This window comes from Gimesia aquarii (genome assembly GCF_007748195.1).
Taxonomy (GTDB): domain Bacteria; phylum Planctomycetota; class Planctomycetia; order Planctomycetales; family Planctomycetaceae; genus Gimesia; species Gimesia aquarii.
Map to the genome: position 1 here is coordinate 1,181,099 of NZ_CP037920.1, position 26,057 is coordinate 1,207,155.

General features: G+C 44.9%; 30 protein-coding genes. 20 read left to right on the forward strand and 10 right to left on the reverse strand.

Annotation, left to right across the window (positions count from 1 at the left end; all coding sequences use genetic code 11):
- Positions 1-158 precede the first annotated feature (158 nt).
- From V144x_RS04850 to V144x_RS04895, 10 genes are all read left to right on the forward strand, one after another.
- A complete protein-coding gene (locus V144x_RS04850; RefSeq protein WP_144982205.1) occupies positions 159-455 on the forward strand; it encodes a hypothetical protein in 297 nt (98 codons plus the stop codon).
- Positions 456-500: 45 nt separating this feature from the next.
- Positions 501-2,402 (forward strand): hypothetical protein, encoded by a 1,902-nt coding sequence (locus V144x_RS04855; protein ID WP_144982207.1) that lies wholly within the window; start codon positions 501-503, stop codon positions 2,400-2,402.
- A gap of 14 nt (positions 2,403-2,416) precedes the next feature.
- Complete coding sequence (locus V144x_RS04860; RefSeq protein WP_144982210.1) at positions 2,417-4,063, forward strand: glycosyltransferase family 2 protein; 1,647 nt, start codon at positions 2,417-2,419, stop codon at positions 4,061-4,063.
- On the forward strand, positions 4,060-4,749 hold the full coding sequence (locus V144x_RS04865; protein WP_144982212.1) for a hypothetical protein: 690 nt from the start codon (positions 4,060-4,062) through the stop codon (positions 4,747-4,749). Before V144x_RS04860 ends, V144x_RS04865 begins: the two co-directional genes overlap by 4 nt.
- Before the next feature lie 8 nt (positions 4,750-4,757).
- A complete protein-coding gene (locus tag V144x_RS04870; protein ID WP_144982215.1) occupies positions 4,758-5,468 on the forward strand; it encodes a hypothetical protein in 711 nt (236 codons plus the stop codon).
- Positions 5,468-7,432, forward strand: a complete 1,965-nt coding sequence (locus V144x_RS04875) for a hypothetical protein (RefSeq protein WP_144982218.1) — start codon at positions 5,468-5,470, stop codon at positions 7,430-7,432. The genes V144x_RS04870 and V144x_RS04875 overlap by 1 nt, the downstream gene beginning before the upstream one ends.
- Positions 7,429-7,773 carry a hypothetical protein gene (locus V144x_RS04880; RefSeq protein ID WP_144982221.1) on the forward strand — a complete coding sequence of 115 codons (345 nt, stop codon included), beginning with the start codon at positions 7,429-7,431 and terminating at the stop codon, positions 7,771-7,773. The genes V144x_RS04875 and V144x_RS04880 overlap by 4 nt, the downstream gene beginning before the upstream one ends.
- Entirely contained in the window at positions 7,770-9,260 is a 1,491-nt protein-coding gene (locus tag V144x_RS04885; protein ID WP_144982224.1) for an NHL repeat-containing protein, read from the forward strand. Before V144x_RS04880 ends, V144x_RS04885 begins: the two co-directional genes overlap by 4 nt.
- Before the next feature lie 11 nt (positions 9,261-9,271).
- Entirely contained in the window at positions 9,272-10,141 is an 870-nt protein-coding gene (locus tag V144x_RS04890) for a tyrosine-type recombinase/integrase (RefSeq protein ID WP_144982227.1), read from the forward strand.
- Positions 10,142-10,256: 115 nt separating this feature from the next.
- Positions 10,257-11,834, forward strand: a complete 1,578-nt coding sequence (locus V144x_RS04895; protein ID WP_144982230.1) for a hypothetical protein — start codon at positions 10,257-10,259, stop codon at positions 11,832-11,834.
- A gap of 365 nt (positions 11,835-12,199) precedes the next feature.
- Here the strand turns inward: V144x_RS04895 and V144x_RS04900 are convergent, their stop codons facing one another.
- Positions 12,200-12,796 carry a toxin-antitoxin system YwqK family antitoxin gene (locus V144x_RS04900; RefSeq protein WP_144982233.1) on the reverse strand — a complete coding sequence of 199 codons (597 nt, stop codon included), beginning with the start codon at positions 12,794-12,796 and terminating at the stop codon, positions 12,200-12,202.
- A 387-nt stretch (positions 12,797-13,183) separates the two neighbouring features.
- Between V144x_RS04900 and V144x_RS04905 the strand changes: the two genes are divergently transcribed.
- Positions 13,184-13,885, forward strand: a complete 702-nt coding sequence (locus V144x_RS04905; RefSeq protein ID WP_144982236.1) for a hypothetical protein — start codon at positions 13,184-13,186, stop codon at positions 13,883-13,885.
- Between the two features lie 271 nt (positions 13,886-14,156).
- Positions 14,157-14,408, forward strand: coding sequence for a GlsB/YeaQ/YmgE family stress response membrane protein (locus tag V144x_RS04910; protein WP_144982239.1), 252 nt, complete (start codon positions 14,157-14,159; stop codon positions 14,406-14,408).
- A gap of 41 nt (positions 14,409-14,449) precedes the next feature.
- Here V144x_RS04910 and V144x_RS04915 read toward each other — a convergent pair whose 3' ends face one another.
- From V144x_RS04915 to V144x_RS28285, 4 genes are all read right to left on the reverse strand, one after another.
- A complete protein-coding gene (locus V144x_RS04915) occupies positions 14,450-15,037 on the reverse strand; it encodes a class I SAM-dependent methyltransferase (protein ID WP_144982242.1) in 588 nt (195 codons plus the stop codon).
- 315 nt (positions 15,038-15,352) lie between these two features.
- On the reverse strand, positions 15,353-15,661 hold the full coding sequence (locus tag V144x_RS04920; RefSeq protein ID WP_144982245.1) for a hypothetical protein: 309 nt from the start codon (positions 15,659-15,661) through the stop codon (positions 15,353-15,355).
- Positions 15,662-15,843: 182 nt separating this feature from the next.
- Positions 15,844-16,059: a hypothetical protein gene (locus V144x_RS04925; RefSeq protein WP_144982248.1), complete on the reverse strand. Its 216-nt coding sequence runs from the start codon at positions 16,057-16,059 to the stop codon at positions 15,844-15,846.
- Positions 16,060-16,173: 114 nt separating this feature from the next.
- Positions 16,174-16,335 carry a hypothetical protein gene (locus V144x_RS28285; RefSeq protein ID WP_197993281.1) on the reverse strand — a complete coding sequence of 54 codons (162 nt, stop codon included), beginning with the start codon at positions 16,333-16,335 and terminating at the stop codon, positions 16,174-16,176.
- 168 nt (positions 16,336-16,503) lie between these two features.
- On the opposite strand from V144x_RS28285, the gene V144x_RS04930 reads away from it, so the two are divergent.
- Positions 16,504-17,748 carry a hypothetical protein gene (locus tag V144x_RS04930; protein ID WP_144982251.1) on the forward strand — a complete coding sequence of 415 codons (1,245 nt, stop codon included), beginning with the start codon at positions 16,504-16,506 and terminating at the stop codon, positions 17,746-17,748.
- 60 nt (positions 17,749-17,808) lie between these two features.
- Positions 17,809-18,498, forward strand: a complete 690-nt coding sequence (locus V144x_RS04935; RefSeq protein WP_144982254.1) for a hypothetical protein — start codon at positions 17,809-17,811, stop codon at positions 18,496-18,498.
- A 47-nt stretch (positions 18,499-18,545) separates the two neighbouring features.
- On the opposite strand, the gene V144x_RS04940 is transcribed toward V144x_RS04935, so the two are convergent.
- Positions 18,546-19,382 (reverse strand): class I SAM-dependent methyltransferase, encoded by an 837-nt coding sequence (locus V144x_RS04940; protein ID WP_197998760.1) that lies wholly within the window; start codon positions 19,380-19,382, stop codon positions 18,546-18,548.
- A gap of 185 nt (positions 19,383-19,567) precedes the next feature.
- Between V144x_RS04940 and V144x_RS04945 the strand changes: the two genes are divergently transcribed.
- From V144x_RS04945 to V144x_RS04955, 3 genes are all read left to right on the forward strand, one after another.
- Positions 19,568-19,999, forward strand: a complete 432-nt coding sequence (locus V144x_RS04945; RefSeq protein ID WP_144982260.1) for a GNAT family N-acetyltransferase — start codon at positions 19,568-19,570, stop codon at positions 19,997-19,999.
- 102 nt (positions 20,000-20,101) lie between these two features.
- A complete protein-coding gene (locus tag V144x_RS04950) occupies positions 20,102-20,473 on the forward strand; it encodes a VOC family protein (protein ID WP_144982263.1) in 372 nt (123 codons plus the stop codon).
- A 64-nt stretch (positions 20,474-20,537) separates the two neighbouring features.
- A complete protein-coding gene (locus V144x_RS04955) occupies positions 20,538-20,876 on the forward strand; it encodes a nuclear transport factor 2 family protein (protein ID WP_144982266.1) in 339 nt (112 codons plus the stop codon).
- A gap of 50 nt (positions 20,877-20,926) precedes the next feature.
- On the opposite strand, the gene V144x_RS04960 is transcribed toward V144x_RS04955, so the two are convergent.
- Complete coding sequence (locus V144x_RS04960; RefSeq protein ID WP_144982269.1) at positions 20,927-21,394, reverse strand: DUF1569 domain-containing protein; 468 nt, start codon at positions 21,392-21,394, stop codon at positions 20,927-20,929.
- Positions 21,395-21,445: 51 nt separating this feature from the next.
- On the reverse strand, positions 21,446-21,793 hold the full coding sequence (locus V144x_RS04965) for an ArsR/SmtB family transcription factor (protein WP_144982272.1): 348 nt from the start codon (positions 21,791-21,793) through the stop codon (positions 21,446-21,448).
- A gap of 107 nt (positions 21,794-21,900) precedes the next feature.
- Between V144x_RS04965 and V144x_RS04970 the strand changes: the two genes are divergently transcribed.
- From V144x_RS04970 to V144x_RS04980, 3 genes are all read left to right on the forward strand, one after another.
- Complete coding sequence (locus tag V144x_RS04970) at positions 21,901-22,356, forward strand: SRPBCC family protein (protein WP_144982275.1); 456 nt, start codon at positions 21,901-21,903, stop codon at positions 22,354-22,356.
- Positions 22,357-22,391: 35 nt separating this feature from the next.
- A complete protein-coding gene (locus V144x_RS04975) occupies positions 22,392-22,814 on the forward strand; it encodes a hypothetical protein (protein WP_144982279.1) in 423 nt (140 codons plus the stop codon).
- Positions 22,815-22,899: 85 nt separating this feature from the next.
- Positions 22,900-23,274 (forward strand): VOC family protein, encoded by a 375-nt coding sequence (locus V144x_RS04980; RefSeq protein ID WP_144982282.1) that lies wholly within the window; start codon positions 22,900-22,902, stop codon positions 23,272-23,274.
- A gap of 111 nt (positions 23,275-23,385) precedes the next feature.
- On the opposite strand, the gene V144x_RS04985 is transcribed toward V144x_RS04980, so the two are convergent.
- Positions 23,386-24,258, reverse strand: a complete 873-nt coding sequence (locus V144x_RS04985; RefSeq protein ID WP_144982285.1) for an alpha/beta hydrolase — start codon at positions 24,256-24,258, stop codon at positions 23,386-23,388.
- A gap of 101 nt (positions 24,259-24,359) precedes the next feature.
- Positions 24,360-25,904, reverse strand: a complete 1,545-nt coding sequence (locus V144x_RS04990; RefSeq protein ID WP_144982288.1) for a sulfatase family protein — start codon at positions 25,902-25,904, stop codon at positions 24,360-24,362.
- Between the last annotated feature and the right edge of the window lie 153 nt (positions 25,905-26,057).

The following is a 26,057-nucleotide window of genomic DNA, read 5'->3' on the forward strand; positions in this document are numbered from 1 at the left end:
GCAGGACACAACAGACCGCGGTTTGATCGGTGTGGTCGAGCAGCTCAAAAGCACTGACGCGCGAAAAAAGAAACTTGCTTGGGTCACCATTCCTGTTGTGATTGGTGTTCTACTCACCAGTTTATGGAATTCATTTTTAGGAATAGGAAAAACGGATCATGGAAGATCAACAGAAACCAAAGCCAACAAAACAAGTCCGGATTCGGGCCGGTTACCACGCCACGATCGAAATCGTTGAGCACGATCATGTGATTCATACCGAGCATAAAATCGGGCCGATCAACAGTTTTGATCGTCTTGGATTCGAGGAAGCGTTTGACTTCCTTGAGATAGAACGCCAGGCACAACAAGCGGAGCTCGACGAAGATTTCGAACAGGAACAAAAACTAAAACAGGAATCAGAAAAAACGATGTTACAGACAGCATTCAGCTATCTGACATCGTTTCGTAATTAATACAAAATCAGTCCATCAAATCCACTAAAGCAAGGATGCGGGAAAATGGTCAAAGTCTGTTTTGATTTAGAGAGTTCAGTTGAGCAAATGGACCAATTCAACCTGGTTGCCGGCGGGGAGCTGACGATCAGCGGTGGCGCGGTCACGATTACGAAGTCTTTACACACGATTGATACCGAAGCCGACGCGGTGACCGACGATTTGGTCACCATCAACGGCGGTTCTGCCGGCGACGTGCTTCTTCTCAATCGTGCGAACGAACAGAGAGCTGTCATCTTGAAGCATGCAACCGGAAACATTAGGACTCCCAGCGGAACGGATCACGAGTTGACGGCCCTGGGTTTTGTGATATTAAAACACGATGGTTCCAACTGGCAGCTGCTTGCGGGTACCGGATCCGGGTACGTTGTCAATAAATTGAGCTGTTTGGCCGCGGCAACGACAAACGTTTCTTTAAACGGCGAGCAGATCATCGACGGTGTTTTCTGCGGGGCCGAAAAACGTGTCTTTCTCCCCAATCAAACGGATCCCAAAGAAAATGGTCCCTGGATTGTGAAGGCCGTTAACTATTACGATCCCGGTGCCTGGGTTCGTCCTCCCGATTTCCAGGACGGTTTCACCGTTTCCGGACATGCTTTCCATATTGAGCAAGGGAACGAAAACACGGATACCGTCTGGATGATCGTCAATCATTATGGTCAGGATCTGGTCGGAACCGATGATCTGAATCCGATCAATCTCACACGCGGTGATTTTGATATTAATTCCCTGCCAGCAGAATCCAGCAATGACAATGCGGATCTGATCGCCATCTATGACAGTTCCGCCGGTGCGATGCGGAAACAGACCAGAGCGGAGTTTCTGGCCGGTGTTGCCGGCGGATCTGGAGTTCCGGACACGCGATCGATTACAGCTGGTGTGGGTCTCTCCGGAGGCGGGGACCTCTCCGCGGATCGGACCATTGATCTCGATATCAATGAACTGACTACAGAAGCTATTGCCAGTGATACGGATTTGATTGCGATCTATGATTCCTCAGCAGGAGCGATTCGCAAGCAGACACGGGCCAACTTTCTGGCAGGCATTGGTGGCGGTGTCTCGGAATCGCAGACGATCACGGCCGGCATCGGTCTTTCCGGAGGGGGAGATCTTTCTGCCGATCGCACGATTAATTTGGACATTAACAGTCTGACAGCGGAATCGACGATAGACAATTCGGATTTGATCGCCATTTATGATGCGTCTGCAGGTGCGATTCGGAAACAGACACGCTCCGAATTTCTCGCGGGTATCACCACGGGGTTTGTACCGACGTCAACGGCCGTCAATTCTGGACCGGGATTGACTGGAGGCGGGGCGCTCAGTACCGATCGCACACTCAGTCTGGACATCAATGGTCTCACTGCCGAAGCGACTCCTAATGACGCGGATCTGATTGCCATTTATGACGTTTCAGCAGCTGCCGTCCGTAAACAGACGCGCGCCCAGTTTTTTGACAATGTGTTCCTGGTTGATGGCACCAAGGGTTATACCGGCTCTCAATTTACGTTTACCGATTTACCGGTGGGATCCATTCTCGCTGCGAGCATAGCGGCTCCTCAAATCACGCGAGAATTTCATACGGATAGCGGATTCTTTTTTGGTGACTCCGGCGCGAGCGGGATCAGTATTAGTGGAGTTCAGGTATTTGGATGGACTGCTCTTTCAAACGTCAGTCAAAATCCGCTCCATTGTGAAGACGAACTCCAGGTCGACGGTATTTCAAAACTGAATGCGATTCGTTTCCTGGCTCAATCGGCGGATCCGACTCCCGCGCCTGCCGATGGACAGGGTTATCTCTGGATCAGTGATGGCACGGGTAGCGGTGACGCCGGGGACCTGATGTTCACAGTTCGCACAGGTGGAGTCACAAAAACTGTGACTCTTGTTGATTATTCTACTTCGTAAATAAAGAAACCATCATGATCATCATCAAAAAGAAAACCAAAGTCGGTATTTACTCAGACGGCGATCCAGCACGGACGGAATCAGCGATCCGCTCTGCTTTGGCTCAGGATTTTACGGAGCCCGTAATTTTTCTCCAGCCTGATGAGAAGATGCTGAATTCTTCTTTTCGAGGATTTCAGTCGCATGTTGTCGGTTCACGCGAACAAGCGCGGGAGATTTTGAAATCCAAGTCGAAATCTCATATCCCGTTTTTAGACGAAGTCGTCTCGAAGCATTCCACCGTTTCAAAATCATCAGAGGTTCGTATATCGGTCAAGTCGAGCGATCGAGGACCACTGCTTGTGGCCATTCCAGCTCGAGATTGTGAGGAGCTCACTTTTCGATGTTTAGAACACCTGGCACAACATGCAGGCCTTTCCTTCTTTGTGCTTTACATTGACGATGGTAGTCAGGATGGAGTCGCTGAACGTGTTGAGCAAAAAGCGACTTCGTTACGAATTCCGATCGACGTGCTGCGGTTTGAGGAACCGATCGGATTTGCCAAAGCCTGCAACATTGCATTCAGTGTGCCTTATTATCAGCACGTGTTACTTCTGAATAACGATTGTTTTGTCGGTCCGGATTGTCTAACTCGTATGCGTGACTGGCTGGAATCGGATTCTGAAGTCGCGGCCGTCGGTCCTATGACGGGCGATGATGGTTGTCTGTCATTAATTAGGGCAGATCGACAAGAACAATCTGGAATCTCTACAAAAATGACCGATCGTTATGATCCGCTGGAAGGGGCTCGACTCTGCCAGGCTAATAAAGCCACCTCGGAACCAATGCTACCTTTTTTCTGTACAATGTTTCGTTCCGATGCGATTCAGGAGATTGGTTTTCAGAGCACGGATCCCGATTATGCCTTCGGTCTCGGAGCGGACGACGATTGGTGTCAACGTGCGACCAATCAAGGTTGGAAGCTGCTCGCGTGTGGTAATGCGTTCGCGGCCCATCTCCATAAACAAAGTTTTCAGCATCATCAGATTAATCGGGATGAACTCACACAGACCGCGATGCAGCGGTTTCAGTCACGTCGGGAAACCAGGCCGACACTTTCGATCGTGACTCGGTGTCACGTCGATCGACCGCAGGGATTTGAAAACCTACGACAATCGATCGAGGAACAAACTAGTATCGGTATTCAACACGTGTTACTTCACAGTCCTGGACAAATCGGAATTTCCGGAGCGAATCGTTTATTGGCGACTGACGAAGCGGTCAGTCGGATCAAAGGCGATTATGTCCAGGTAATCGACGATGACGACGTGTTAAGTTCTCCGGATTATCTCGATCAGCTGCAGACGTTTATCGTTTCCCAGGGGTTTCCGGATTGGATTCTAGTCCGCGGGAAAATCAACGAACGCGAATATCCCACTCCCTGGGGACCAAAATGGAAGCCGGTCCTCGGTACGGTCGCCTGTTTCTGTATCATCACCTCGCGCCGTCTCTGGCAAGAACATCATCAAGCCTGGGGTGTCGACAAATGCGGTGACTGGAATTATGCAAAAGCACTCTGGGATGCCGGCAACCGTCCCGTCTGGTTTGACTTCGACGGCTGTGAAACGCAACACGGCCATTCGAACGGAGGTGGGGAATGCGATGAAAGGCGGGCAGCATGAGTGTTGAATCTCTCGTCCGTTTGGATGACTCCGGCAAAACAATTTATTTTGCAATCTTCAATTCTGCCGGCCAGATCTTTGACTTCAATGCTGGCGTTTTGGCCTTTGTTGATTTGAGTACTCCACCATTGACTCCCGGACTCGCAGCGACTGAACGAGCGGATGCCGGCGGAGCGGGAAAGAGTCAATACATTGCTTCGCTCGACCTGGCAACGATCAACAACACGGCCGCGATTGTAGATTGTACCGTTCTGGCGTTCGAACAAGCGGGAATGTCACCAGCTCCAGGTACAGATTCCGTCGTCTCCCAACCGAACGGTTTTCAAGTTCAGTTTGGATCTGAGGAAATCAAAAACATCAGTGTGAAAGCAGGAATCTCCAGTGACACTACCAACGGAGACTTTCTGGAAGTGCAAGCCTGGCTTGAAGCGGATGGGAAAGTGATCGCACTCACTACCGGAGTCTCCGGAGCAACGTGTACTTGTCACATTCGACAGATTGACGCGGGAGCGGATGGAATAGAGATCACAGCTGAGCAGTTTGGCGATGCGAATAGTCAAAATATTTTTGTGCATGCTGTTTCTAATCCTGCCATTGAGAACGATCGCCAGTACCGAGCTAGATTCACGATCACTGAAAATGGCGTCTCCTGGACCATTACAAAAACTTTTCATGTAGTCCCCTGACTTGATTTATGAGAATCTACGATCCCGAAATGTCGTATCTGTTTCATCATCGGCCGTTTGCCGGAGGCCTCGGAGCTGCGCTCTATGTCGGGATTGGAGCTCCGGACGCGATTCGCTATCGTCGCGGGATGATTCTCGACGGCTGTGATTTTCAAGTCTTTAGAAATTCCGACTTTCTGTTTGGAGCCGCGGCTGTTCAAAAAACGCTCTATGTTGAAACGATTAAAAGTCCGACGGCCCAATTCAGCTACACCATTCCCTCAGTATATTTTGGCCAGGACATTTATATCCAAGTCCGGACACATGAAGCGGACATCGAAAACGAATCGATCTATCGCACGCAAAAGCTTCAGGTCGACGGCTCTGGGAATGCGGTGAATCAAATCCTCGGATCCGGTCGCATTCTGCGCGTGGAGATAAGAGACGGCGGAACGATCCGGATCCGTTTTGTGTATGACTCCGTGCGTGACGGCCTGCAGCCGACGCAATTTGTGATCACGAAAACGGCCGGACCGGGATCCGTGGATCCTGTGGCCGTCACGCACACAGGCAAACGGTTTTATGAAGCCGACATTCCTGGACTGCTCGATGCCACCACATACACGTTTCAACTTGTGGCTGAAAACGGTCCGACAACCGCTCTACTGGACAGTGTTTCGGCGACGGCCGATGCCTCCGGGCCTCCGCCCATTAGTAATTTGACAGCGGAGGGCTGTTGATGGTCAGCACTCCCCCCAATGATACCGATCTGATTAAACGTGACGCGACCGAATACGTGGTTCTGCTTGGTCCCAACGATGGCAGCAAACCAGGTCTTTCTGATCAGGTCGATACCCTCCTGCTCGAATCGATCAAACGTTCCAGAGGTAGCGAGCGCGTTGATGCGATCGTCTGCACTTACGATCTTTCCAAAGCCGGCCGACTGATCGATACCACAACGCCAACCGGGCATAACCGGATTCTGGAAGTCCGGACCTACGATCATGAGGGGGAGCTGACGATTCTGAAGGCCTGGGGTGTGGTCACTCAGCAATCGCAGACGATCAATGACAGCAATGAGTTTGTGACTCTGATCGCACGTCAGGAAGACTGGCTATTCGGTGAACCGATCTATCATTATCAGCAATGGAATACAGCGGATCCCATTCACGATGATCTCATATTCAATCCGATCATTGATGATATCACCGAAGAAAATCGAGCTGGTCCACTTAATAACGAGCACCAAGGCGATACTCCGATTTTTAAATTTATCGATCCGGAATCTGTCAGGACAGCTGATGCGGAGAATTTTCAACAAGCGATCGCGGAACCCTGGACTTTAGCGGAAGCCGTTTATTACTTGTTTCAGCATATTGGAACGAATCAATATTATGAGTTTCCCACGATCGCCTATTTGCGATCGACGTTAGATGAAAGTCGAACGCTATCCGATGTCCGGATCCCGATGGGAACTCCCCTGCCCCAGGCTCTGGATCTATTGATCGAGCCGTTCGGCTATTTCTGGTATATCCGTTCTGAGATCAATCTGTTCGATGAAGCCAAGCATTTTATCGAGTTTGCTAAAAAAGGATCTGGATCCACAGTTTCGGTTTACATGCAACGACCGGGCGAAAAAATCAATAATCTCCTCACCAATCAGAGTGACCATCGAGCGAATTTTAATATCGGAGACCTGGCAAATCGGATTGTGGCCGTCACATCGCCCATCGAGCTCGAAGCGACATTCGAACTTTATAAGGGCTGGTCGGAGGATGATGACAATCTGGATCTGCATAAACTCGAAAAGGGAGGCGATGGTTCACAATACTTAACGAAACGAGATGTCGGTCGAAAATGGGTCTTGAACGAAGCAAGAGACTATGATTCGCTCCGAGCCGATATTGATGAAAAAGGCGCGGAAGAACTGGCAATCCAACTCGGGCTCGAAGAAGTCGACTTTGATAACTTCAAACGTCGAAAATTTCAAGAATGTTTTTCCAGAAATCCGGACGGCGAAGCCAACGCCGTTTTAGTGGAATGGTTTAACGAGGATCTGGCAGATGATGAAAACCCCAATGGGAAGTGGGAGAAAGTCGAGTGGCCGTTTTCTGTCCTGGAGAAAGAATGCGGAATCTATTTTGAAGGATCGAAGCCTCCAGAGGCACTTTGGTTATTAATCAATGAGGATCCCACAAAGGCGCGTGTGCGTGTGACGGCCGTCGTGGAAGGAGATGAACGTCGCGTCGTCAAAGTTGATCGCACAAATACCTCACCGAATGCGGCCGATCTTACATTGTTTATGGATCTCTCGGCGCAGTTTCACTGGCGTGTGATTTCACTATTGGGAACAATCCCGGATACCAACCAGATTCAAGTCTCTACATTTAAAGACAAACCGAATCATTTGAATAACGACGTTGACGATGAACCGCTCCTGCAGGCCTTCGCGGAGGGTGTCGTCGACGTTGAGGATGTCACGTTACTCAGTTTGTCTCTAAGTCTCGATGGTGTCGACCATCCGGAATACGAGCTCGGTAAACTGATTGATCGTGTCAACGGTCGGAATTTAAGTTTGAATGCCAAAAATCCCGATCAGTCCGGAAAGCGGCTACCACAGATTGTGGGCATCAATGAATATTACAACGGCGAACAACGGACGGAACTCCTCCTGGAATCGTTCAAAGAGGAACAACCGAGATGAGCGATCGCGTCCGCGACAAAAAAACGCACCATGAAACTGACGTTCCCAGCACGATTGCATTTTTCAAAATCAGCAACGATGTCATCGATTCGCTGGGAGAATTAGAAGGCGATCTGATTTATGTAGTCCCGGCGACGTTACTCAGTAACGTCAAATTTACCGTGCAGGACGTGGAGACGTTACCGCAGACGATCACTTACAAAGAGACCGATCGCGAAGAAATGATCGCGGTGGGAACCAAGATCGAGGGCGTCGTTGAATCAAAGTCGATCGTGATCGCCGAAAAGCTATGGGGAGCCTGGTTCCTGACACGTGTATTGCGTGTGGGAGGCAATGTATGACCGTGCGGCCGAAAAAACAGATTTATGATCCTACTCCCCCCACGGAGCGGGCCACATTCATCACAGCCAAAGATGACAAAGGCAATTATCCGCTTGAAGGTCATGGCTGTAATGTGATGTATTGCCGTTATTTGAGTGTGAACAAACATGTAAAACATCCGTTTTTACTCGATTTCAGATACATTCAGACACAAACGGCCAAATCAGACAGCCGATTCGCCCTGGTCTATGTCGGTATGTGGGTTCCTAAAGGGACGATTATTGAAGCAACAAAAGCCTGGGGACGATGGTGGGCACGCATCGATTGCCGCACGATACAGAGCATTCGTAAATTCGATGATGATCGCAACAAACATTGGGATTATTCGTTACCTGGTATTTTAAGGCATGCTAGTGATTTCAATCCGGGTGAACTTCCTGATGATTTTGATGCGGGTGATTTACAGGGTTTTGTGAGTGTCAAAGTCGGATCCAATGGCGATGTTTATGCGCTACATAACTGGTCTATGGGATTCGAAGCGATCACGCCGCGTCTGGTAAAGTTTGATCCGTTTGGAAATGAGCTTGCGAGTGTGCCTGTCGACCAGGTTCGCGAAGTCCGGCAATTGGACCTGGACGCGGATGATAATGTCTATGTCGGGGGAACCTGGATTTTTACGAGTCCGATGGGACAAAGTCGCTTCAATCTGCAAAAGTTTGATTCCGATTTAAAACTGATCAAAGTGGTCACCGATGCTGATGCACCGTTTCCCATCAATCATTTAGTTGTAAAAAACGGTCGGGTTTATTGTGCGACGGAATCTCAGGGAATCATCAATGGTTATCCGTATTCGCTGTATGAAAATCCGTTTGTCTGGGTGTATGACCTGGAACTCGAACTACAATCAACGATGAAGCCTCCGAGTCTGACATTTTCCCACGCCCGCGGTGTCGACGTCGATGATGACGGGAATATTTATGTGAATGGGACTTTGGCAACGGAATTGACAAGCAACGGGGAGCAAACCGGTTTTCATTTTGGAACCGTTCAGAAATTTACACCCGGTGGTCAATTTGCCTGGTCGCTCTTTCAGGGAGAAAACAGTACCAATAATTTTTATCCGATTCATTACCGACAGGGGCATTTTTATTTTTATGGTCCGAAGAAACTTTATAAGTATACGACTGATGCCGAATTCGTGTGGGAGGTGCCTTACAAAACCTGGGATGAAGACAATGATGATGGTCAGCAGGCTTTTTTCGATTCATCAGCTTTTGCGTTTCATATGACGGCCATCGACAGTGATGCAGATGGAAATCTATTTGTGACGGGGTTTCATCAGCATTATCGCAATCAGCTTCAATTTCGCAAAAATACACAAAAGATCTCTCCCCAGGGAGAAGTTCTCTGGAAGTTTGAATCGCGTCGAACCCAGCATGATATCGCCGTAGATCGTGCGACCGATCACTTTTATACGGTCGGTCTGGTTGTTGAAGACGACTGCTAGAAAGGTCAAGGATGGCCAAACCAAAAACAGTGAGTGAGTTTGCCTGCGCGTATTTGAAACATATCAAAGCCAATAAGAGTGCCGGCACACTCAAAACGTATACCAAGTATCTGAAACCGTTTCTCGATCGGTTTCAGGATCGGAAGTTTTCCAAGTTGGAACCGTCTGAGATTGAGGAGTACTTCGATGATATCAAATTCAAATCGGACGGATCCGAGAAAGCTCCGGACACTGTCCGGCTTTTAATCGTTTCATTTGAACGGTTGCAACAATGGAGCCTGGATAACAAATTATTGAAGGCACGGATTGTAGCTCCCATTCCGAAACCAAAAGGCCGGAAGCGGGAACGTCTGCCGAATAAAGAGGAGCGGGATCTGATCACACAAGCAGCCAGTCCTGCTTTTCGTCTAGTCTATCGGGCATTACGTCAATCCGGCTGCCGGCCGAACGAATTGGCACGTGCCACAATCTCGGATTTGAAGCTGGTCGACGGGGAAAGGATGATCGTGTTAACCGATCACAAAACGGCCCGGAAAACCGGCGAAGCACGCAAGATTCCGGTCGGAACCAAACTTGGTCAGTTGATTGATCAATCGATCGGCGATCGCACAGAGGGGCCTCTGTTTTTGACTCCACAAAAAAGGGTCTGGTCGGCTTCATCGTTATCGAAAGCATTCTATCGAATCCGGAAGAAATTGAAACTTCCGGACGATATGGTGTTGTACCTAACAAGGCACGAGCACGCGACGCAAATCTACTCCAAAACGAAGGACATTCATGCGACGGCCAGGGCCTTGGGTCATTCGTCCATTCAGACGACGCAACGCTACGTCAAAGACAACCTTAAGGAGTTGAAAACAAATCAGGATTTTGTTGAGTGAAATTCGAGAAATTCTATTGAATTCGCCAAGACCTTTGTATACTGAACATGGAGTGTTCAAATTCATCCGTAAGGATACATCATCGGTTCAGAGTAAAAAAATCAGGAGCAATCGAATGAGTGCTGAAATCCAACAAAAAGATGATTCATCAACAGTTAAAACTACAGATGATCTTTATGTAAATGAAGCAACGCTTGAGTTAATTCGCCGTCGGATTGAATCTGAAGTTCGAACTAACCTTTGGAGAACAATCGGTGTTCCAGTTGGTGGTGGCGGTACGATTGCAATAATTCTAGCCCTTTTTGTCTGGATTCCAGCAAAAGTAGGTGATGTGATTGAAACCAGTGATAAAGTGAAAAATGAAATTCAAACATCGGTCACGAATTACCTTCAGGATGAAAAGAAAGGAAAGAAATTAATCACTGATCAAGTACCGCAACATGTGATAAATCATTTAACGTCGAAAGAAGGTATCACTCTCATTTCAGAGAGGGTTAATAAACATTTATTAGCAGATGATACAACCAAAATATTCGAGAATGAAATTTCTAAGATAGCCCCGAAATCAATTGCTGTGTATTTTCAAAATCCAGAAGGAAAAGAACTGATCACCAGCCAAGTGCCAGGACATGTGATAAAACATTTAACTTCAAAGGAAGGCATATCACTCATTTCAGAGCGGGTTAACGAACATCTACTAGCAGATGATACAACCGAAATATTCAAGAACGAAATCTCAAGAATTGCTCCGAAAAATATTGCAGATTATTTTCAAGGCCTCGACGGAACTAAATTAATCACTGATCAGATACCTAAGAATGTAATTAAACATTTAGCTTCAAAAGAAGGTGTGACGCTTATTTCAAATCGTGTCAATGAACATCTTTTAACACAGGAGTCGAATGAGCTCATCAAAACTGAACTTTCAAAAGTTGCTCCGAAAGAAGTAAAGTTATATTTTACAAAAGAAGCTGGTAAAGATTTAATTCAAAATATTGTGACTAAACAAATATCCGACGAAAAAATTGAAAATATCATCATAAAAACTGTTAATGGAGTCTTGCGTGACACAACAGAAGCAAAAACAAGCGAGATACGTAACAACCGAAATAAGCTTGTTACAAAATATATTACTATAAAACTATTTAAAGGCACTCGGTTCGAGCTTGACCAATTTTTTGGTAGTAATGAAGCAAAGTTAAGGTTAATTAGAAGTCGAGGATTACCTGTTGCAATTACATTTACTGTTGGTAAGTCATACGATGGCCAGATAATTGCCGAATACATCAAACAAAGTGAGCGTAGAATTAATCGTTTCGGTACTTACATACTTCTGCAAAATAGTAACTCAAAATTTTTAGCTCTGTGCGGTCCAACAGGTCTGAAGAATGCAGGAAGACCAGACGATCTCGATGGTTTCGCAAGATTTCTGCGGCGAGCAGACTCTGAATCAATAACTAGTTTTCGCACTCAGCTCAATAGATATTTTCCTATAGTTAAAACCTCAAGTTTGAATGAATCTAGTACTCTCGAACAAGCGCTACGTAATGATGTGTGGGAAGATCCAAATAATATGTTGCAGCACGTCGCTGTTGTAAATAGCAATAACCAGTTCATTGGAACAACAACACGTCATCAAGTCATTATGGCTTTATTAGGTCGTAAGAAAATCGATACCTATAATGTCAAATAATTTATCTATTTGAATTTTAGGGAGCCTTCTTGGCTTTAATCGATTGTCTGACAGAGATTACTTTGTCCCGGCTGAGATCGAATACGACCAGGAACTCCTGACTGCAGGCAGTGACTCTAAAATGTTCTCCATCTTCGTATTCACCTATTCCGTCGATGTGGAATCGTTCATCGCAAATTATGTTTTCATATCGAAGCAGACCTGTGATCCGTTTGCTTATGATTTCATGCTGAAGAGAAGTGATGTTATATTACGATTCGATATTGATTTCTTCATTGAGATATTCAGATACTGCACCAAGGTATTTCTCACATACGGAAAGTAAGGTACAGATCATAAGTCCTTTTGCAAAGTATTCCATAATTTTATTCTTCTGATGACCACTTATAGTTTGGATTATTTTTAATATCAGCTATTAAATTTCCGTCGATATCCCACTCTTTTTGTGCAAGTACTTCATTATAGTGCCAATGGCGTTTTAGCTTTAGTTGACCATTTGGAAACCACTCTCGTTGTATTCCGTGTTGCTTTCCAAGACTGTATTGGTTTTCTGATCGGCTACCATCAAGCATCCATGAAGCTCCAGTGCCATGACTTAACCAGCGATCTTCTGGTCTGATTTGTACTCTGAGAATCCGAAAATAGACTTTTTCATCGTCTAAAGGAGTCAATTCAAGTAACCGTTTTTTTGGCTCTCCTTCTGAGTACAGAATTGCTTTCATCGAAAGTCGTAAGATATCTCCAGGATCATCTAAACGTTGATCGAAGGGGCCTACATATCGCCATTTTTTATAGGCGAAATCAATTGTTTTATTTTCCTGTTTATTGGCCGAATTTGAAACTGAAGGTTCAGAATTCGCGACCTTAAACATGATGAGGATAGTGATTACAAGAAAAATCAAGCTTAATACTATCGCACCATTAATAATTTTTTTGCCATCTGAAACTCCTGCATAATTCATCAAATTCGATTAGTTATGCCTGCTTTTCCAGTTGACCACATCACTATACAAAATTCAAGCGTTCAAGACTTTTTTATCGTCCCGGTCTACTATGAATCTCAGACTGTCGATCCGGGGGTTGCGGGTTCAAGTCCCGTCGGCCTCGCTTGATGAAACGCTCGTTGTCAACAATGACAGCGAGCGTTTTTTTACGTACCTGGCTATGCTAGTGATCCCACAGTCTCCGGCCTCCAATTGAATATCGTGCCGCTCCTTTTAAAGCAAGTCTTATCAGGACAAAGAATGCAACGTTTTTATCTTTGTCAATCGCACTCTAATTTGACACAATATGGCAGCTCCATAATGTATCTCTACGACTTTTTCATTCTTAAATGAGATTGAACGCGGATGCCATATGAATTACTCATTCCGATTGTACTCTTTTTTGGTATCATTGGATTTTTCTTTATTTTGATCGTCACAGTCTGCTTGTGGGAAAAGCGTCCCATCCAGCCATACTATATACCAATTGACGGAGAAGAATATACGCCCTCTGATCTGGCTGCAGAAGCTAATAATGATGCATTTAAAGCTGGCTACATTAACGGTGGTTTGTTTCACTGTGGAAAAGCGAAAATGTACCGGATTCGCTGTGACTTCTGGATTTCCCCAGATTATTTAACGCTTGTCGTTGTCAGTAGTGGAACTGTCGCCAAAATTCCAGCAAACGGAATCTCATTCTATTCATGGGCAGAAGAGGGGAAAATCTTGTGTACCACCAACGAAATCGGTGAGCAGGACATTTCTGGCGTTGAAGAACAAATTACCTGGCCTAATTTAAAATTTCGAGAGCTAGCACAAAAGCATAACAAACGATTAGAGGAGACTCTAGTAAATCCCTTCTCCGCTGATTCGCCTTTGACTAATTTCTTTGAAATCAGAAGAATCAAAGCCAATGCATATGTATCACGAAAGTTTGGCTACTTCATCGATGATGAGGAAATGGTATGGCGATTTTCGTTTAAAGGTGCCCTTGCGTTTTACTTCATCACAGTTTGGGTACGCCCCCTTCGTCGTTTCTTCCGATCGTTGGGGCTCGTCCGGAATTAAAGTTTAAAAAGTAAAACATCAATTCTCAGGATCGCCGAAGATCCTCAAGGAAACTCAACTGGATCAATTCAAGAAAGATGTACTGATAGTAGTATTATCCTACAACCTACATTAATTCGTCTAAATAGAAATAGACGATGGCAATAGAGGCGAGTATGATCGAAGGATTGCCTGGCTTTTTTCTTACACTTCGGTCGTCAGCCAAAACTCTATTCGGACGCAGTAGATCTGAGAACGACTTAATCACTATTCACGTTGCAGAGGTCGCACGATGGATTTAACAGGCTTGATCACATTTTTGATTATTGGTGCCATCGCAGGTTGGTTAGCGGGGATTATCATGAAAGGCGGAGGCTTTGGACTACTCTTTAACATGGTGATTGGTGTTCTCGGTGCCGTTGTGGGAGGGTTGCTCTTTGGTTTACTTGGCATCGCAGCGGTAGGCTTTATCGGTTCGATCGTCACAGCAACTGTTGGGGCGATATTACTGCTGTTCATAATTGGGAATATGAAAAAACGTTGATTAGCGAGAGTCGTGGCTTGCAGTGTAATGATTGGCAGATTTTATTGACGAGTTCCAATTGCCTGGACGACAGCCCCGATCCCGAAATGATTTGTACCCTCTATGACCTCACGCTCTAGTTCAAGCAAGTGTCGGAACTTCAGCCCTGCTAGCTCTTTTTCCAAGAGTGCTTTGGACATCATCATCTCTTCTGTGGGCGGGCCGCCTGTTTTATGTTTGAGTTGATCGGGAGTGTAAGCTTCGAGCAGTAAAACGCCATTGCTTTTTAAGCCTTTCACTACTTTTTGATGTAGTTTCTTTCTGATGGGATCAGGAATATGACAGAAAATGGAGACGATTCCATCCCATTGATTCTCACCAGGGTCATAGTTTTCCAGGTCGGCGTGAATGAACTCAATGCAGACGTTGTTTTCATCTGCGAGTCTCTTGGCCTTTTCCAAACCAACAATAGAAGCGTCAACCGCAGTCACATGGTAACCCTGTTGAGCAAGAAATACCGCATTCCGCCCTTCTCCCTCTGCCAGACAGAGGACTTTCCCAATTGGAATGATGCCGAATTGCACTTTCAGAAAGTCGTTAGGCTCTGTTCCATAGACGTAGTGTTTTGTATCAAATTTTTCATCCCACATGGGGAGCTCCAATTTAAGTAGAGGCGACACATAGAGAACTCGCTATTGTATGGTTCGAGATGAATTCGCATCTGAGATCTCGTTGGATTCATCTACAACAAGGCTCAAAAAATCCTAACGACCCGAACCAGTTTGTCAACAAAGTGCTCTAAACGGTCGTTGTGCCTATGAATGGTTGGTTGATCTTCACGTTGAGGAGAATCTCCAGAGATAGATTGTTACCCGGACTTGAAAAATAAATCCATTCAAGAAATGAAGCGAATTTATACCAGAGCATGATGACAAGCTCAGACGAGAAAGTGAATATGACTGATTTCAGCGACACTCTATTTCCAGGCCATCTAAATGAGTCGTCAAGTGATCGAATAGTCTATGTTCGGCTGGCCAGCGCCATGGAAAATAAGAGTATGGTGGATATGGAAGTATGGCGAATGTTTGCTGCTTATCTTTAGGATCAGGATATGTTTGCATTACAATATTACAGTGGCGTTTTTTACATTTTAAAATGCGATAACCATGCATTTCGCATGGCTCGAAATCAGTGACAAACCCGTCACTCTGAATGTTTTCGACCAGCTCGGAAACCTCAGAAGTCGAGATGAGTGAAACGTGAACTTGTCCCACAATGAATTCCTACATCCTAAGTACGTGAAGAGAGTTTTCGTGATTTTACGAAGGACTTCAGCGGTTGTCAAAAATTTACATCAATATCGATATTTGGTCTGGAGCAGCCGATTCATGTTTTCCGAGACGATGATCATTGTAGAAGCGTCCGAGTAACGGACAATACAAAATGCGGAGACCAGTCAAATTTCTGATCGTTCCTGCTGAGGCAAGTGCCGCAGTGCAGGCCATTCCGCAAAAGCAAGGAAAAATAGGAGCACAATGTTCAAGACCGGGGTCAAGACTGCAAGACTGATCCAACCGGGGAAGCCGGCTTTGGAACAGATCATCCAAAATGGAATCACGGTGAAAAATATAGAAATAAACCCGATTATGATCAATTCAAACAAGCCAGGCATTGATACCTCTCCTCTATGTGATGTTAACTCATGAACGAATTACTGTTTTTCGCAGATCAATGGAATTTCTTGGGCAATATTCTTTAAAATTCTTAATGATAGCTAGTGCTCAAATTATTGAGCTCCCGCTGAAATGCCAACAATTTTTTTGCAAAACGGGCAACAAAATACTCTGTTAACAGAAAACCAACCTCGATTGACTTCGACTAATTTGTCTAATTCTTTTTCACAATGGGGGCAAATAGGCTTAATGTCTTCTTTTTCAATTTTTACCATAATTACATTCCATGTTTTAAAAATAATTTTTGTGAACTTAAAATGTTATTGATATGATAACATCTCAGCTATTCTTCAAAAGTGGAAATAGAAATTTGCGTCATCAAACGGGTATCAAATATTTCGCTAGAACTACAAACAGTTTGAATTATTGAAAAGGAGAGTGATATGATTCTATTGTCGACACGGTCCGCACCTTCCACTCTCTTTATAATCTTATTGATAACTGCGGTTGTTCTACCTCTGTCTACCATTGGTGCTCAAAATAAGACAAAAACAGAGGAAATATCCAAAACTTCAGCCCAGAAAAAAAGCAATGTCGGGACGTCCTCCGCTGCAAGCATGGCAGTAGTCGCTGAGACTACTCAAAATGCTACATTATCTAAGAAAGAAGCTAGTCATACTTTTGTAGACGCCCCGGCTTCAGATGTACTTAAAGAACTTATTCGCGAAGTCCAGAAAAATGAGCAGTTGTATTCTAATCTGAAACTCACCATGACCAGCGTCTATGAAAAGCTACCCAAGCATGTCGACGTCAATAAACAAAATCAAAGTGAGTCAGAAATATCTATCGACTTGCAGGGGCAGAAGTTTTGTAAACATGAAAAAGTAAAGAGCCATTTTTGGGGAGCTGCCTTTTTTGGTATATCTCCAAAACCGACAGAATCTTCTACTAGCGGAACAACGAAAACGATTAATGTGTTTGATGGAAAAACACGTCGTAGCTTTTGGAAGAGTGATACTTCCCCCGCCACGGTAGGCGAGCCACGACGCGTAAGAAGCGGGGGCCTGATATCAGATGAACCGCCGAGCCTGACAAATTTAGCGCGTCCGCATATGTTCCTGCTTGATAGTGGGTGTCCGGAAGTCCCCCTTTCAATCTATCTTAAAGGAATCAAGGCCATATCGGCATATCCAAATCCATCTTACTTTAGCCGTGATTCGGTTATCTCTGTGCACATTCTCGGTGATGCGGAATTTAAAGGGTTACAATGTATTAAGATTTTGATCGACACGACTTTAGCAAACGGTATCCGACATAATGGGTGGGAACTTTGGCTGGCCAAGGACCGAAATCTGATTCCCGTGCGTAATTTCAGCTACACGTACCGTTGGTCGAAAGAGATGCCAATTGCGGAGTCGACTGTTGATGAATGGAAGGAGATTCGTCCTGGTGTTTGGTTTCCAATAAAAGCTCACACTGACCGCTATCATTCACAAACAGTAAAACGTGAGGGAAAACAGAAACTTTCATGGCGGATGCAGTACCACGTCAAATGTGTCTTGCTTGATCCACCTCGAATAACACAGGATGTATTTACTAAACTGGAGTTCCCTGAGGGAACCCCCATTACTGTTCGTAATCATGGAAAAGTAAGTACTATCAAAAATGAGGATAAAAATTCAAAATGACCTTTTGCTGATCTCCTCAGAGAATTAAACCCTTTTACTTTTCGAATGAGTATTGCGAAAATGGAACCCCTGCCAGCGCAACCGAGCTTGATTCTTCAAGTCGGTTTTATTGTATTGTCTATCCTACTCGTTGCGATGTTTGCCATAGCGCTTCGATCACGGTGGGTATTCGGAATCGGTATAGTCTGGTTAGTGTTCACAGGTATTATTGGTTCGTCTGGTCTACTGAGCGTTTTTGATTCAACTCCGCCGCGAATTCTCTTGCTGCTTTTTCCGACCTTCGCGGCGACGATTGTATTGGGACTTTCGAAATGGGGGAAACACTTATCGCTCCTGCCGTTATCTTTACTGGTTGGATATCAGGCGTTTCGTATTCCCGTTGAGATTCTGATTCATCTTGCTGCAGAAGAAGGAGTGGCTCCCCCTCAAATGTCTTGGGATGGAATCAATCTGGACGTTTTATCGGGAGCATCCGCACTGCTCTTGTTTCCCTTTGTGAAGCAGATTCCTAAATGGGGTATTCTTCTCTGGAATACACTCGCACTTTGTCTGTTGATCTGGATCGTCGGCGTTGCGGTATTGAGTTTTCCCAGTGCATTCCAACGTCTTAAACCAAATAATATCTGGGTGACATATTTTCCTTTCGTCTGGTTGCCGACAATTGCGGTTCCCGCGGCTCTCATTGGACACATAGCCGTTTATCGGAAACTATTGAGCAGGAAAGATCAACAGACTGAGAATAAGCATTGATACAAACATTGTTTAATTTTTAAAACAGTTCTAGTCCCCTCTCTGTATTATTGCGCTACGTTTTCCTCAGAGTTGCGCTGGAATGCAAGGTAGATCATGCCGCGTTTTTCAAAGCGGTTTATTAGTTGAAGTCCCTGATCTTTCGCTGCCTGTTCCACGTCATTTGGTGAGAGTCGGAGTTTGGAATAGGAACTCACAGACATTTCCCAACCGTCTGAGGCCTTTGTATGCAGGATGTCATGCACGCAAACGAAATCTGGTTGATATTCAAGAAAACAGGTATGAATGCGTTTCTCATCTGATCGCACAGGAATGAATCTTGCATCCCCCTTGAGTTCGTTGGTTGTGTAGTCGCGAAATGACAAACAGAGGATGCCGTTGGGAGCCAGAGCTTCTACCGCTTTTTTAATCAGTTGGAAAACTTGATCTTGCGATTCCAAATGTGTCAGTGTATCACCCATACAAACGATTGTTTCTATCGGCTCATGTATATAATTGGTAAATGTAAGTAGATCATCATGGACAGTTTGAATTTGTAAACCTTCCGCTTTAGTTTCAAGTTCGTCGAGCAGGTGCTGGCAGGTATCGAGGGCAACAACTCGCAACCCTAGCTCAGCAAGTGGAATCGTCTGGACTCCATGCCCACAACCAAGGTCAATAGCACAACCTGACGAGTTTGTGGTAATTCCGATATGGTCAAAGTAGTCAGACATACTGGCTGACGCAGTATGAAAGTCGCCCACCATCCACGAATAGATTGGTCCCAGGTGATTTGCGTAGTGATCTGAAACTGTCGATGTCATGTAGCCTGACCAGAGAATTAAGTGATGAATAGATTCCAAGTATGCTGCCGCAGTGGCAGCAGACATTGTTATCGTATTCATCCGAAGTAATCTGTCAACGCAGGCTGTTCTATCAGCGTTTGTTAATGCATTGTTTGTAATCATTCATACGGAATAGAAGACGCCGGAAAAATGTATGACTCAAATGTGCCTTACGCTATGAAAGAAATTTCCAATCGTGTTACAATTTTGACAAGCAGAACGTAATTTTTCAGAAGGAGATTCTATTGCCGTTAACCTGGAACTACGATCAAGAACATATTGACTGGGAAGTGCTGGCTCATTTATACAAAATTGCTCCTCTTGGAGAGAAGAAAGCGGCTGATCTTCAAAAATCTTTTAGCAATAGTATGTATAAGTGTTTTGTGTTTGATGCCACACAACTGATTGGTGTTGGTCGGGCGCTCGCGGATGGAGTTGACTGTTCCTATATTTGTGACGTTGCCATTCATCCCGACTATCAGGGCAAAGGAATTGGCAAAAAGATCATTCAAAAATTAATCAATCTCTCTGAAGGACACAGAAAAATCATTCTATATGCAAATCCGGGCAAAGAAGGTTTCTATAAAAAACTGGGTTTCAAGCGGATGAGTACAGCAATGGCGATTTTTCAAAACCAGACTCATGCGTTAGAGGTTGGTCTGGTCAATGAATCATAATCAATTACAACTTCACATGTTATTGAGCAGCATTTTAAGATTATTGTCATACAATCAACTCAACATCGAATCAGATCGTGTCAATTTTTAAAAGGAAAAATCATGCAACTCGGCGCATTTTCAATCAGCCTGACAGTCAAAGACATTGAAGCTTCTCGAGTGTTCTATGAAAAATTCGGCTTTGAGATCTTCGGTGGAGATGCCTCGCAGAACTGGCTGATCCTCAAGAATGGCGATCATATTATCGGTCTTTTTCAAGGTATGTTTGAAAAGAACACATTAACGTTCAATCCGGGTTGGGACAGTAATGCGACACAACTCAATTCGTTTACGGATATCAGAGATCTACAACGTGAGTTGAAGTCACAGGGTGTGCCGCTCGTCAGCGAAGCGGACGAAACCACAACAGGACCAGCCAGTTTTGTCGCAATTGACCCCGACGGAAACCCGATTCTCGTTGATCAGCACGTTTAACAAAAGGGTATGTCACTAAGTTAGAAGCTATTTCTGACAGTGTAACCCGTAGAGAAACTCAGATATGACGAATCGTGATTTAACTCTCCGTTTTATTGAACGATTTTGTGCAGGTGACGTGGAAGGCCTGGTTTCGATTCTGGCGGAAAATTTACAATTTCGAGGGCCATTCCACCAATTCGAGTCCCGAGAGGGCTATCTTACGTGTTTGCGAAATGATCCACCTGTTCCAAGTCAGTTTCAGGTTGTGAGCATCACTGAAAGTGAAGATCAGGTGGCAGTCTTCTTTGAGTATCAGAAATCAAACGAATCTTTATTGATCGCTCAACTTTTCAAGTGTTTCGATAACCAGATTACTGAAATTTTGTTGGTCTTTGATGGGCGAGGATTTGTGCCAGACTAGTTCCGACACTGATTCAAGCTTATGATTGAGTACTCTTTGTGGGCTTACGCTTAATTGTTCGGCACGATAAAACTCATATGCATTTCGGCGTGGCGAAGGTTGAAGTCTTCCCATTCTTTCTTGGTCAGTTTACCAAAACCGGGATGTGGTACGCGTTTCGATTCTTGTTTCTGTCGTGCGACTGCTTCCCGCAAAGCAGTGAGCCCATCTTCGGTAGATGTCTTATCAGGAATGAACTTTGCAGTACTCTTGAATCCAGGCGGGATTGATTTTGTCAGAAATTTGCGTTTCATGAATAAGGACATCAGGAAACGCATAGGTGCAGGCAATTTAAAATCACTTCCATCGATGGATGAGTCCAAGGCCATCGCGATGTGTTTGAAGTTCTGCCCTAAAGACCAATTGCCTAATGTGCGAATATTACTGGTTGCCAACTGCTCTGCTTCTGCCAGTAATTCATCGAGAGTTTCGTAGCGCACGGTACGACGGCCTTGAACTTTTTTAGTAACAACCGACATTTGATTTCTCCTTGGTTCTAACAAAACTTTATGGGCTTACTATAATTATCGTTACTTCTTTTTCTCTGGAGACAGCTCATCAAGCAAGTCCCCTAGTGCATCCAGTGATCCTTCCCAGAACTCACGTTGGTGAGTGATCCAGTCTTGAGCCTCTTGTAGTGGTTTTACCAGTAACCGAAACCTATGCACCCGGCCATCAACCCGGCGTGAGATCAGGCCGGCAGATTCCAGAACTCGCAGATGTTTCGAGACCGACGGCTGAGCAATTTCAAATGGCTGTCCAAGATCACTGGCCGTGGATTCCCCCCGTTTCGAGAGCATGGAAAGCATCTGCCGGCGCGTACTGTCCCCCAGAGCATGAAACGTGCGGTCGAGTTGGTTTTGATATTTAATCGCCATAGGAATTTTTCGGATCGAACTTTGTATTGTGTTGACAATAGATAGCCATATGGCTATATTAAATCGGTACTACCATTTTTGTCAAGTTCAAAGAGGTTTTTGAAGCCATGGTTTCCGAATCAACAAATGAAGTCCTGGTCTTACGACGCACATTTGCAGCGTCACCAAAAGATGTTTTTCAAGTCTGGACAACACCCGAATATATGCAACGCTGGTTTCGACCGAGTAAGGATTTTGTTCATCCCTTTATTGAGGTTGATTTGCGTGTGGGTGGGCAATACCGCGTTGGGTTTGAATCACCAGAGGGGACAGTCGATGTCGTCAAAGGCGAGTTTCTTGAAGTGAATGATCCACAAAAGCTAGTCTATTCATGGTCGTGGGAACAACCGAACGAGTTTGCGGAAATTGAAACACAAGTCACAGTTGATTTTCTTGAAAAAGATGGTGGCACTGAATTGGTTCTGACACACGAGCGATTCTCAAAACCGGGTATGCAGGAACGGCACATGGCAGGTTGGACAGGAGCACTGGAGCTTCTGAAGGAATCTGTGATACAGGATTGAAAGACTTTGTTTCCTTGCTCATGAATGGGAAAGACATGTTCGAATTCAAAAAAATCATACTCGGAACGGTTTGTTATGCGGCTGTCACATTTCCGCTTGCTTTTTTGTGGCACCTTGTGTTCTTCAAGGGCACTTATGAGCAACTGGGATATTTCAGTCGTGAAGAACCGATTATTGCCTTCGGCTTTGCATCGATTCTGATGCAGGGTTTTATTTTGGCTTTGATTTACCCGTTCCTTTGCCATGGCAAGTCTTTTATTGGGGGAGCGATCACAATTGCTTTGGTCATGGGTATTTATCATTGGACGATGCATGTGCTCTCGGAAGCAGCAAAACACTCAATTGAACCCTTATCACTTTGGTTTAGTTTAGAAACGACCTATCTGGGAATTCAGTTTGGTTTGGCAGGTCTGCTATTGGCTTTTGTGTATCGCAAGTCAAACTCACAAGTGGCATAAAATTATAATCACAGTTCTCGGTAGAAATACCTCTCATTTCAGAATTGCAACATCAATATTTATTATCAAAAAAGGAGACACTCACATGTCGGTTAACCCGGTAAATTGGTTCGAAATCCCTGTTAACGATCTTTCAAAAGCGAAATTGTTTTACGAGTCAATCCTGGGAGTAGAACTAGTCGAACATGAAATGGGACCCAATAAAATGGCGTGGTTTCCCATGGAACAAAATGGCGCAGGTGCAACAGGCACATTGATTCATGGTGATGGCCACACCCCTTCGCTAGCAGGGACGATTGTCTATTTGAGCGTGGATAATATTGAGGCAACACTCGGCAAAATCAATAATGCTGGAGGCAAGACACTCGTTCCAAAAACTGATATTGGAGAACACGGTTTTTTCGCCCACTTTGAAGACTGTGAAGGAAATCGGGTGGCACTTCACGAGTATCCCAAGTAAGTGAGAGAAATTCAGTGGGTGGTGCATGTTGGCACAGACGTGCAAGACATCACCGCCCATTGAGTCGACGCGGCAAAATAATTCACTGAATCCAGAGTTTACTGGGATGGATTAGTTCTTTTGAAGTGGTGATGCAATTGGCTTTTTAGCAACGATGCGTTTGATTTCTTCTATTAGAAGCTGATGCCCCGGCTTTCGCATGGTGTTGTGTGTGAAGCCGTCCAATTCAAAGAGTTGTGTTTGTTTGTGTCCGACTACTTTGAGTAAGCGATTCAAATAAGCGTTTTCTTCGTAGCGGGTTGGAAATTCCAGGTTCCGATCACCGGTTATGAGTAAGATTGGTGGTGCTTCTTTACGTGCGTGGAATAGAGGGGCCATGTCATCAATGATCGGTTGATTTCGTGGGATTCCCATTTCTTCACGGACTGTCATATGAGTGATACAGTGTCCGCTGTACGGAATCAGCCCGGCAATGTCATTCGCATCAATTTTGTGTGTGGCGAGCCAACGTTTATCTAGACCAAGCATGCTGGTAAGGTAGCCTCCCGCAGAATGCCCTGCCACAAAAATCAATTTAGGATCACCACCGAAGTTTGCGATATTTTGAAATGTCCAGGCGACTGCCGCAGCAGCATCTTCCAGATAAGCTGGTTTTTTTGCTTTGGGGTACAATCGATAATTGACGGCGACAATGGCGATACCCTGCTCCTTCAGTTCATCAGGAACGCTTTTCTTTCCCCCTTTTAAGCCACCCCCATGAAACCAGACTACGGTGGGGTAGTTTTTGATAGAGGTCGGATAGTACAAATCCAGCTTGCAGCGTTCACGCATATAATCTGTCTGCGGAGTTTGAATTCCACTGCGGTAAGAGATCTCGGGTATGGTTTTATAGTCAGCCTTCTGTTCCTGAGCAGGAACGGGCTGCAAATTGATCAGCAACAGTGCGATCAAAAAAAGTGTGGGTCGAATCAGTCGTCGTCCCATAGTTGTTCCTCTTGTTGTATGACTAAAGCTCTTTAGTGGTAGGTGACTAACCTAAGTCAGTGATTCTCTTGATTGGGTATCTTTTCCAAAACAATATAGTTTCATGATTCACCTAAGCGTGCTTTTAATTCTGGATAGGCTTCATCAGTGTCCCCCACTTGTTTTTTAAGTTGATTTAACTGTTGCTTCAGTTTTTTCACGATCGGTGCATAAGCGGGATCGGCAATCACATTCTTTGTTTCATGAGGATCTTTTTTCAAATCATATAATTCCCAGTGTGGAGGCGTCGGTTTTTTTACTGCACCGGGCGCATCCAAAGGCAGGCCGTAAAAGAAAATCAATTTAAAATCGTTGGTCCTGATTCCATAGTGGGCAGGGTTATCATGGTGTGCCATATGCATCCAGTAACGGTAGTACGTTGCTTTTGGCCAATCGGCGGGAGCCTTTTCACCTTTTAGGATTGGTAAGAAAGATCTACCTTGCATGAAATCAGGTTTCTTTGCTCCTGCCATCTCTAACAACGTCGGTGCAAAATCAACATTGTTAATGATGTTTTCATTTGTAGACTTTGCTTTGATCCATTTCGGATAGCGAACGATGAATGGCATTCGCAATGATTCTTCATACATCCAGCGTTTGTCGATGTAATCGTGTTCGCCTAACATAAAGCCCTGGTCGGCAGTATAAATGATGATTGTATTCTCCAGTTCTCCCGTTTTTTCGAGATGCTCTAAAAGACGTTTGATATTATCATCGACACCACGTACACAGCGCAGAAACTTTTTGAGGTAACGCTGGTAAGCTTCACGAGTGTATTCATCAGAAGAGAGGCTCTCGTCAACAAACATATGGTGCCCCATGTTTCGCCTCTCGTTGCGTCGACTGACTGATGTTCCATAACGCGCTAAGTCAAGGGGGCCGTGTTGTCCTCGATTCCACAGTGTTTCTGGTTCAGGAATTTTTACATCCTGATAGAGCCAGTCGTATCGTTCTGCATTTTCAAAATTGTCATGTGGTGCCTTGAAATGATGCATTAAAAAGAAAGGTTTTTGTTTCTGTTTTCGATTCTTCAACCACTTCAATGAGAGATCGGTAATCACATCCGATGAATGTTTCGAGTCATATCCACCTGCACGAAATTCATTTTTTGGCCACGGCTTCGGCCCTCTCACGCGAAACACGGGATTGAAGTAACTTCCCTGCCCTGGCAGAACCGTATAATAGTCAAATGCGGCTGGCTCTTTTTTGAGATGCCATTTACCAATCATTGCAGTTTCATAACCCGCATTTTTGATGAGCCGAGCCAGATGTTGGTTCTCCTTGCCAATCGCCCCATTCAAGGTGGTCACACCATTCACATGCGAATATTGCCCCGTCATTAATGTGGCGCGACTCGGTGTGCAAATTGAGTTTGTACAAAAAACGTTCTTCAGCAAAATACCTTCTTTGGCTAGACGATCCAATGTTGGTGTTGGATTCAGAGACGCCAATCGTCCTCCATACGCACCAATCGAATGGGCGGCGTGATCATCAGACATGATGTATAAGATATTGGGTTGTTTCTCTTCCGCTTTAACAACAGAATCGAGTGTATACAACAGAGTAAAGCAGCTTACGATTAAACAAACACAGTACTTGGTTGGCATTGTGATTCTCATATTTTAAGTTTGAAGGAGATTGATGACCTGTCGACAGATGATTCTTTTCAGGAATCTGTTTGCACTGTTAAGGTCGAATGAATAGACTGAAATTATAACAGCTAGCATAGACGACAAAACATCCCTCGGTATTTCAAGTCT

What these genes read in the sequence shown, in the direction of transcription:
- V144x_RS04850 (WP_144982205.1), top strand. Translation starts at nt 159, where the DNA reads ATGGAAGATCAACAGAAACCAAAGCCAACAAAACAAGTCCGGATTCGG.
- V144x_RS04855 (WP_144982207.1), top strand. Translation starts at nt 501, where the DNA reads ATGGTCAAAGTCTGTTTTGATTTAGAGAGTTCAGTTGAGCAAATGGAC.
- V144x_RS04860 (WP_144982210.1), top strand. Translation starts at nt 2,417, where the DNA reads ATGATCATCATCAAAAAGAAAACCAAAGTCGGTATTTACTCAGACGGC.
- V144x_RS04865 (WP_144982212.1), top strand. Translation starts at nt 4,060, where the DNA reads ATGAGTGTTGAATCTCTCGTCCGTTTGGATGACTCCGGCAAAACAATT.
- V144x_RS04870 (WP_144982215.1), top strand. Translation starts at nt 4,758, where the DNA reads ATGAGAATCTACGATCCCGAAATGTCGTATCTGTTTCATCATCGGCCG.
- V144x_RS04875 (WP_144982218.1), top strand. Translation starts at nt 5,468, where the DNA reads ATGGTCAGCACTCCCCCCAATGATACCGATCTGATTAAACGTGACGCG.
- V144x_RS04880 (WP_144982221.1), top strand. Translation starts at nt 7,429, where the DNA reads ATGAGCGATCGCGTCCGCGACAAAAAAACGCACCATGAAACTGACGTT.
- V144x_RS04885 (WP_144982224.1), top strand. Translation starts at nt 7,770, where the DNA reads ATGACCGTGCGGCCGAAAAAACAGATTTATGATCCTACTCCCCCCACG.
- V144x_RS04890 (WP_144982227.1), top strand. Translation starts at nt 9,272, where the DNA reads ATGGCCAAACCAAAAACAGTGAGTGAGTTTGCCTGCGCGTATTTGAAA.
- V144x_RS04895 (WP_144982230.1), top strand. Translation starts at nt 10,257, where the DNA reads ATGAGTGCTGAAATCCAACAAAAAGATGATTCATCAACAGTTAAAACT.
- V144x_RS04900 (WP_144982233.1), bottom strand. Translation starts at nt 12,796, where the DNA reads ATGAATTATGCAGGAGTTTCAGATGGCAAAAAAATTATTAATGGTGCG.
- V144x_RS04905 (WP_144982236.1), top strand. Translation starts at nt 13,184, where the DNA reads ATGCCATATGAATTACTCATTCCGATTGTACTCTTTTTTGGTATCATT.
- V144x_RS04910 (WP_144982239.1), top strand. Translation starts at nt 14,157, where the DNA reads ATGGATTTAACAGGCTTGATCACATTTTTGATTATTGGTGCCATCGCA.
- V144x_RS04915 (WP_144982242.1), bottom strand. Translation starts at nt 15,037, where the DNA reads ATGTGGGATGAAAAATTTGATACAAAACACTACGTCTATGGAACAGAG.
- V144x_RS04925 (WP_144982248.1), bottom strand. Translation starts at nt 16,059, where the DNA reads ATGCCTGGCTTGTTTGAATTGATCATAATCGGGTTTATTTCTATATTT.
- V144x_RS28285 (WP_197993281.1), bottom strand. Translation starts at nt 16,335, where the DNA reads ATGGTAAAAATTGAAAAAGAAGACATTAAGCCTATTTGCCCCCATTGT.
- V144x_RS04930 (WP_144982251.1), top strand. Translation starts at nt 16,504, where the DNA reads ATGATTCTATTGTCGACACGGTCCGCACCTTCCACTCTCTTTATAATC.
- V144x_RS04935 (WP_144982254.1), top strand. Translation starts at nt 17,809, where the DNA reads ATGGAACCCCTGCCAGCGCAACCGAGCTTGATTCTTCAAGTCGGTTTT.
- V144x_RS04940 (WP_197998760.1), bottom strand. Translation starts at nt 19,382, where the DNA reads ATGAATACGATAACAATGTCTGCTGCCACTGCGGCAGCATACTTGGAA.
- V144x_RS04950 (WP_144982263.1), top strand. Translation starts at nt 20,102, where the DNA reads ATGCAACTCGGCGCATTTTCAATCAGCCTGACAGTCAAAGACATTGAA.
- V144x_RS04955 (WP_144982266.1), top strand. Translation starts at nt 20,538, where the DNA reads ATGACGAATCGTGATTTAACTCTCCGTTTTATTGAACGATTTTGTGCA.
- V144x_RS04960 (WP_144982269.1), bottom strand. Translation starts at nt 21,394, where the DNA reads ATGTCGGTTGTTACTAAAAAAGTTCAAGGCCGTCGTACCGTGCGCTAC.
- V144x_RS04965 (WP_144982272.1), bottom strand. Translation starts at nt 21,793, where the DNA reads ATGGCGATTAAATATCAAAACCAACTCGACCGCACGTTTCATGCTCTG.
- V144x_RS04970 (WP_144982275.1), top strand. Translation starts at nt 21,901, where the DNA reads ATGGTTTCCGAATCAACAAATGAAGTCCTGGTCTTACGACGCACATTT.
- V144x_RS04975 (WP_144982279.1), top strand. Translation starts at nt 22,392, where the DNA reads ATGTTCGAATTCAAAAAAATCATACTCGGAACGGTTTGTTATGCGGCT.
- V144x_RS04980 (WP_144982282.1), top strand. Translation starts at nt 22,900, where the DNA reads ATGTCGGTTAACCCGGTAAATTGGTTCGAAATCCCTGTTAACGATCTT.
- V144x_RS04985 (WP_144982285.1), bottom strand. Translation starts at nt 24,258, where the DNA reads ATGGGACGACGACTGATTCGACCCACACTTTTTTTGATCGCACTGTTG.
- V144x_RS04990 (WP_144982288.1), bottom strand. Translation starts at nt 25,904, where the DNA reads ATGCCAACCAAGTACTGTGTTTGTTTAATCGTAAGCTGCTTTACTCTG.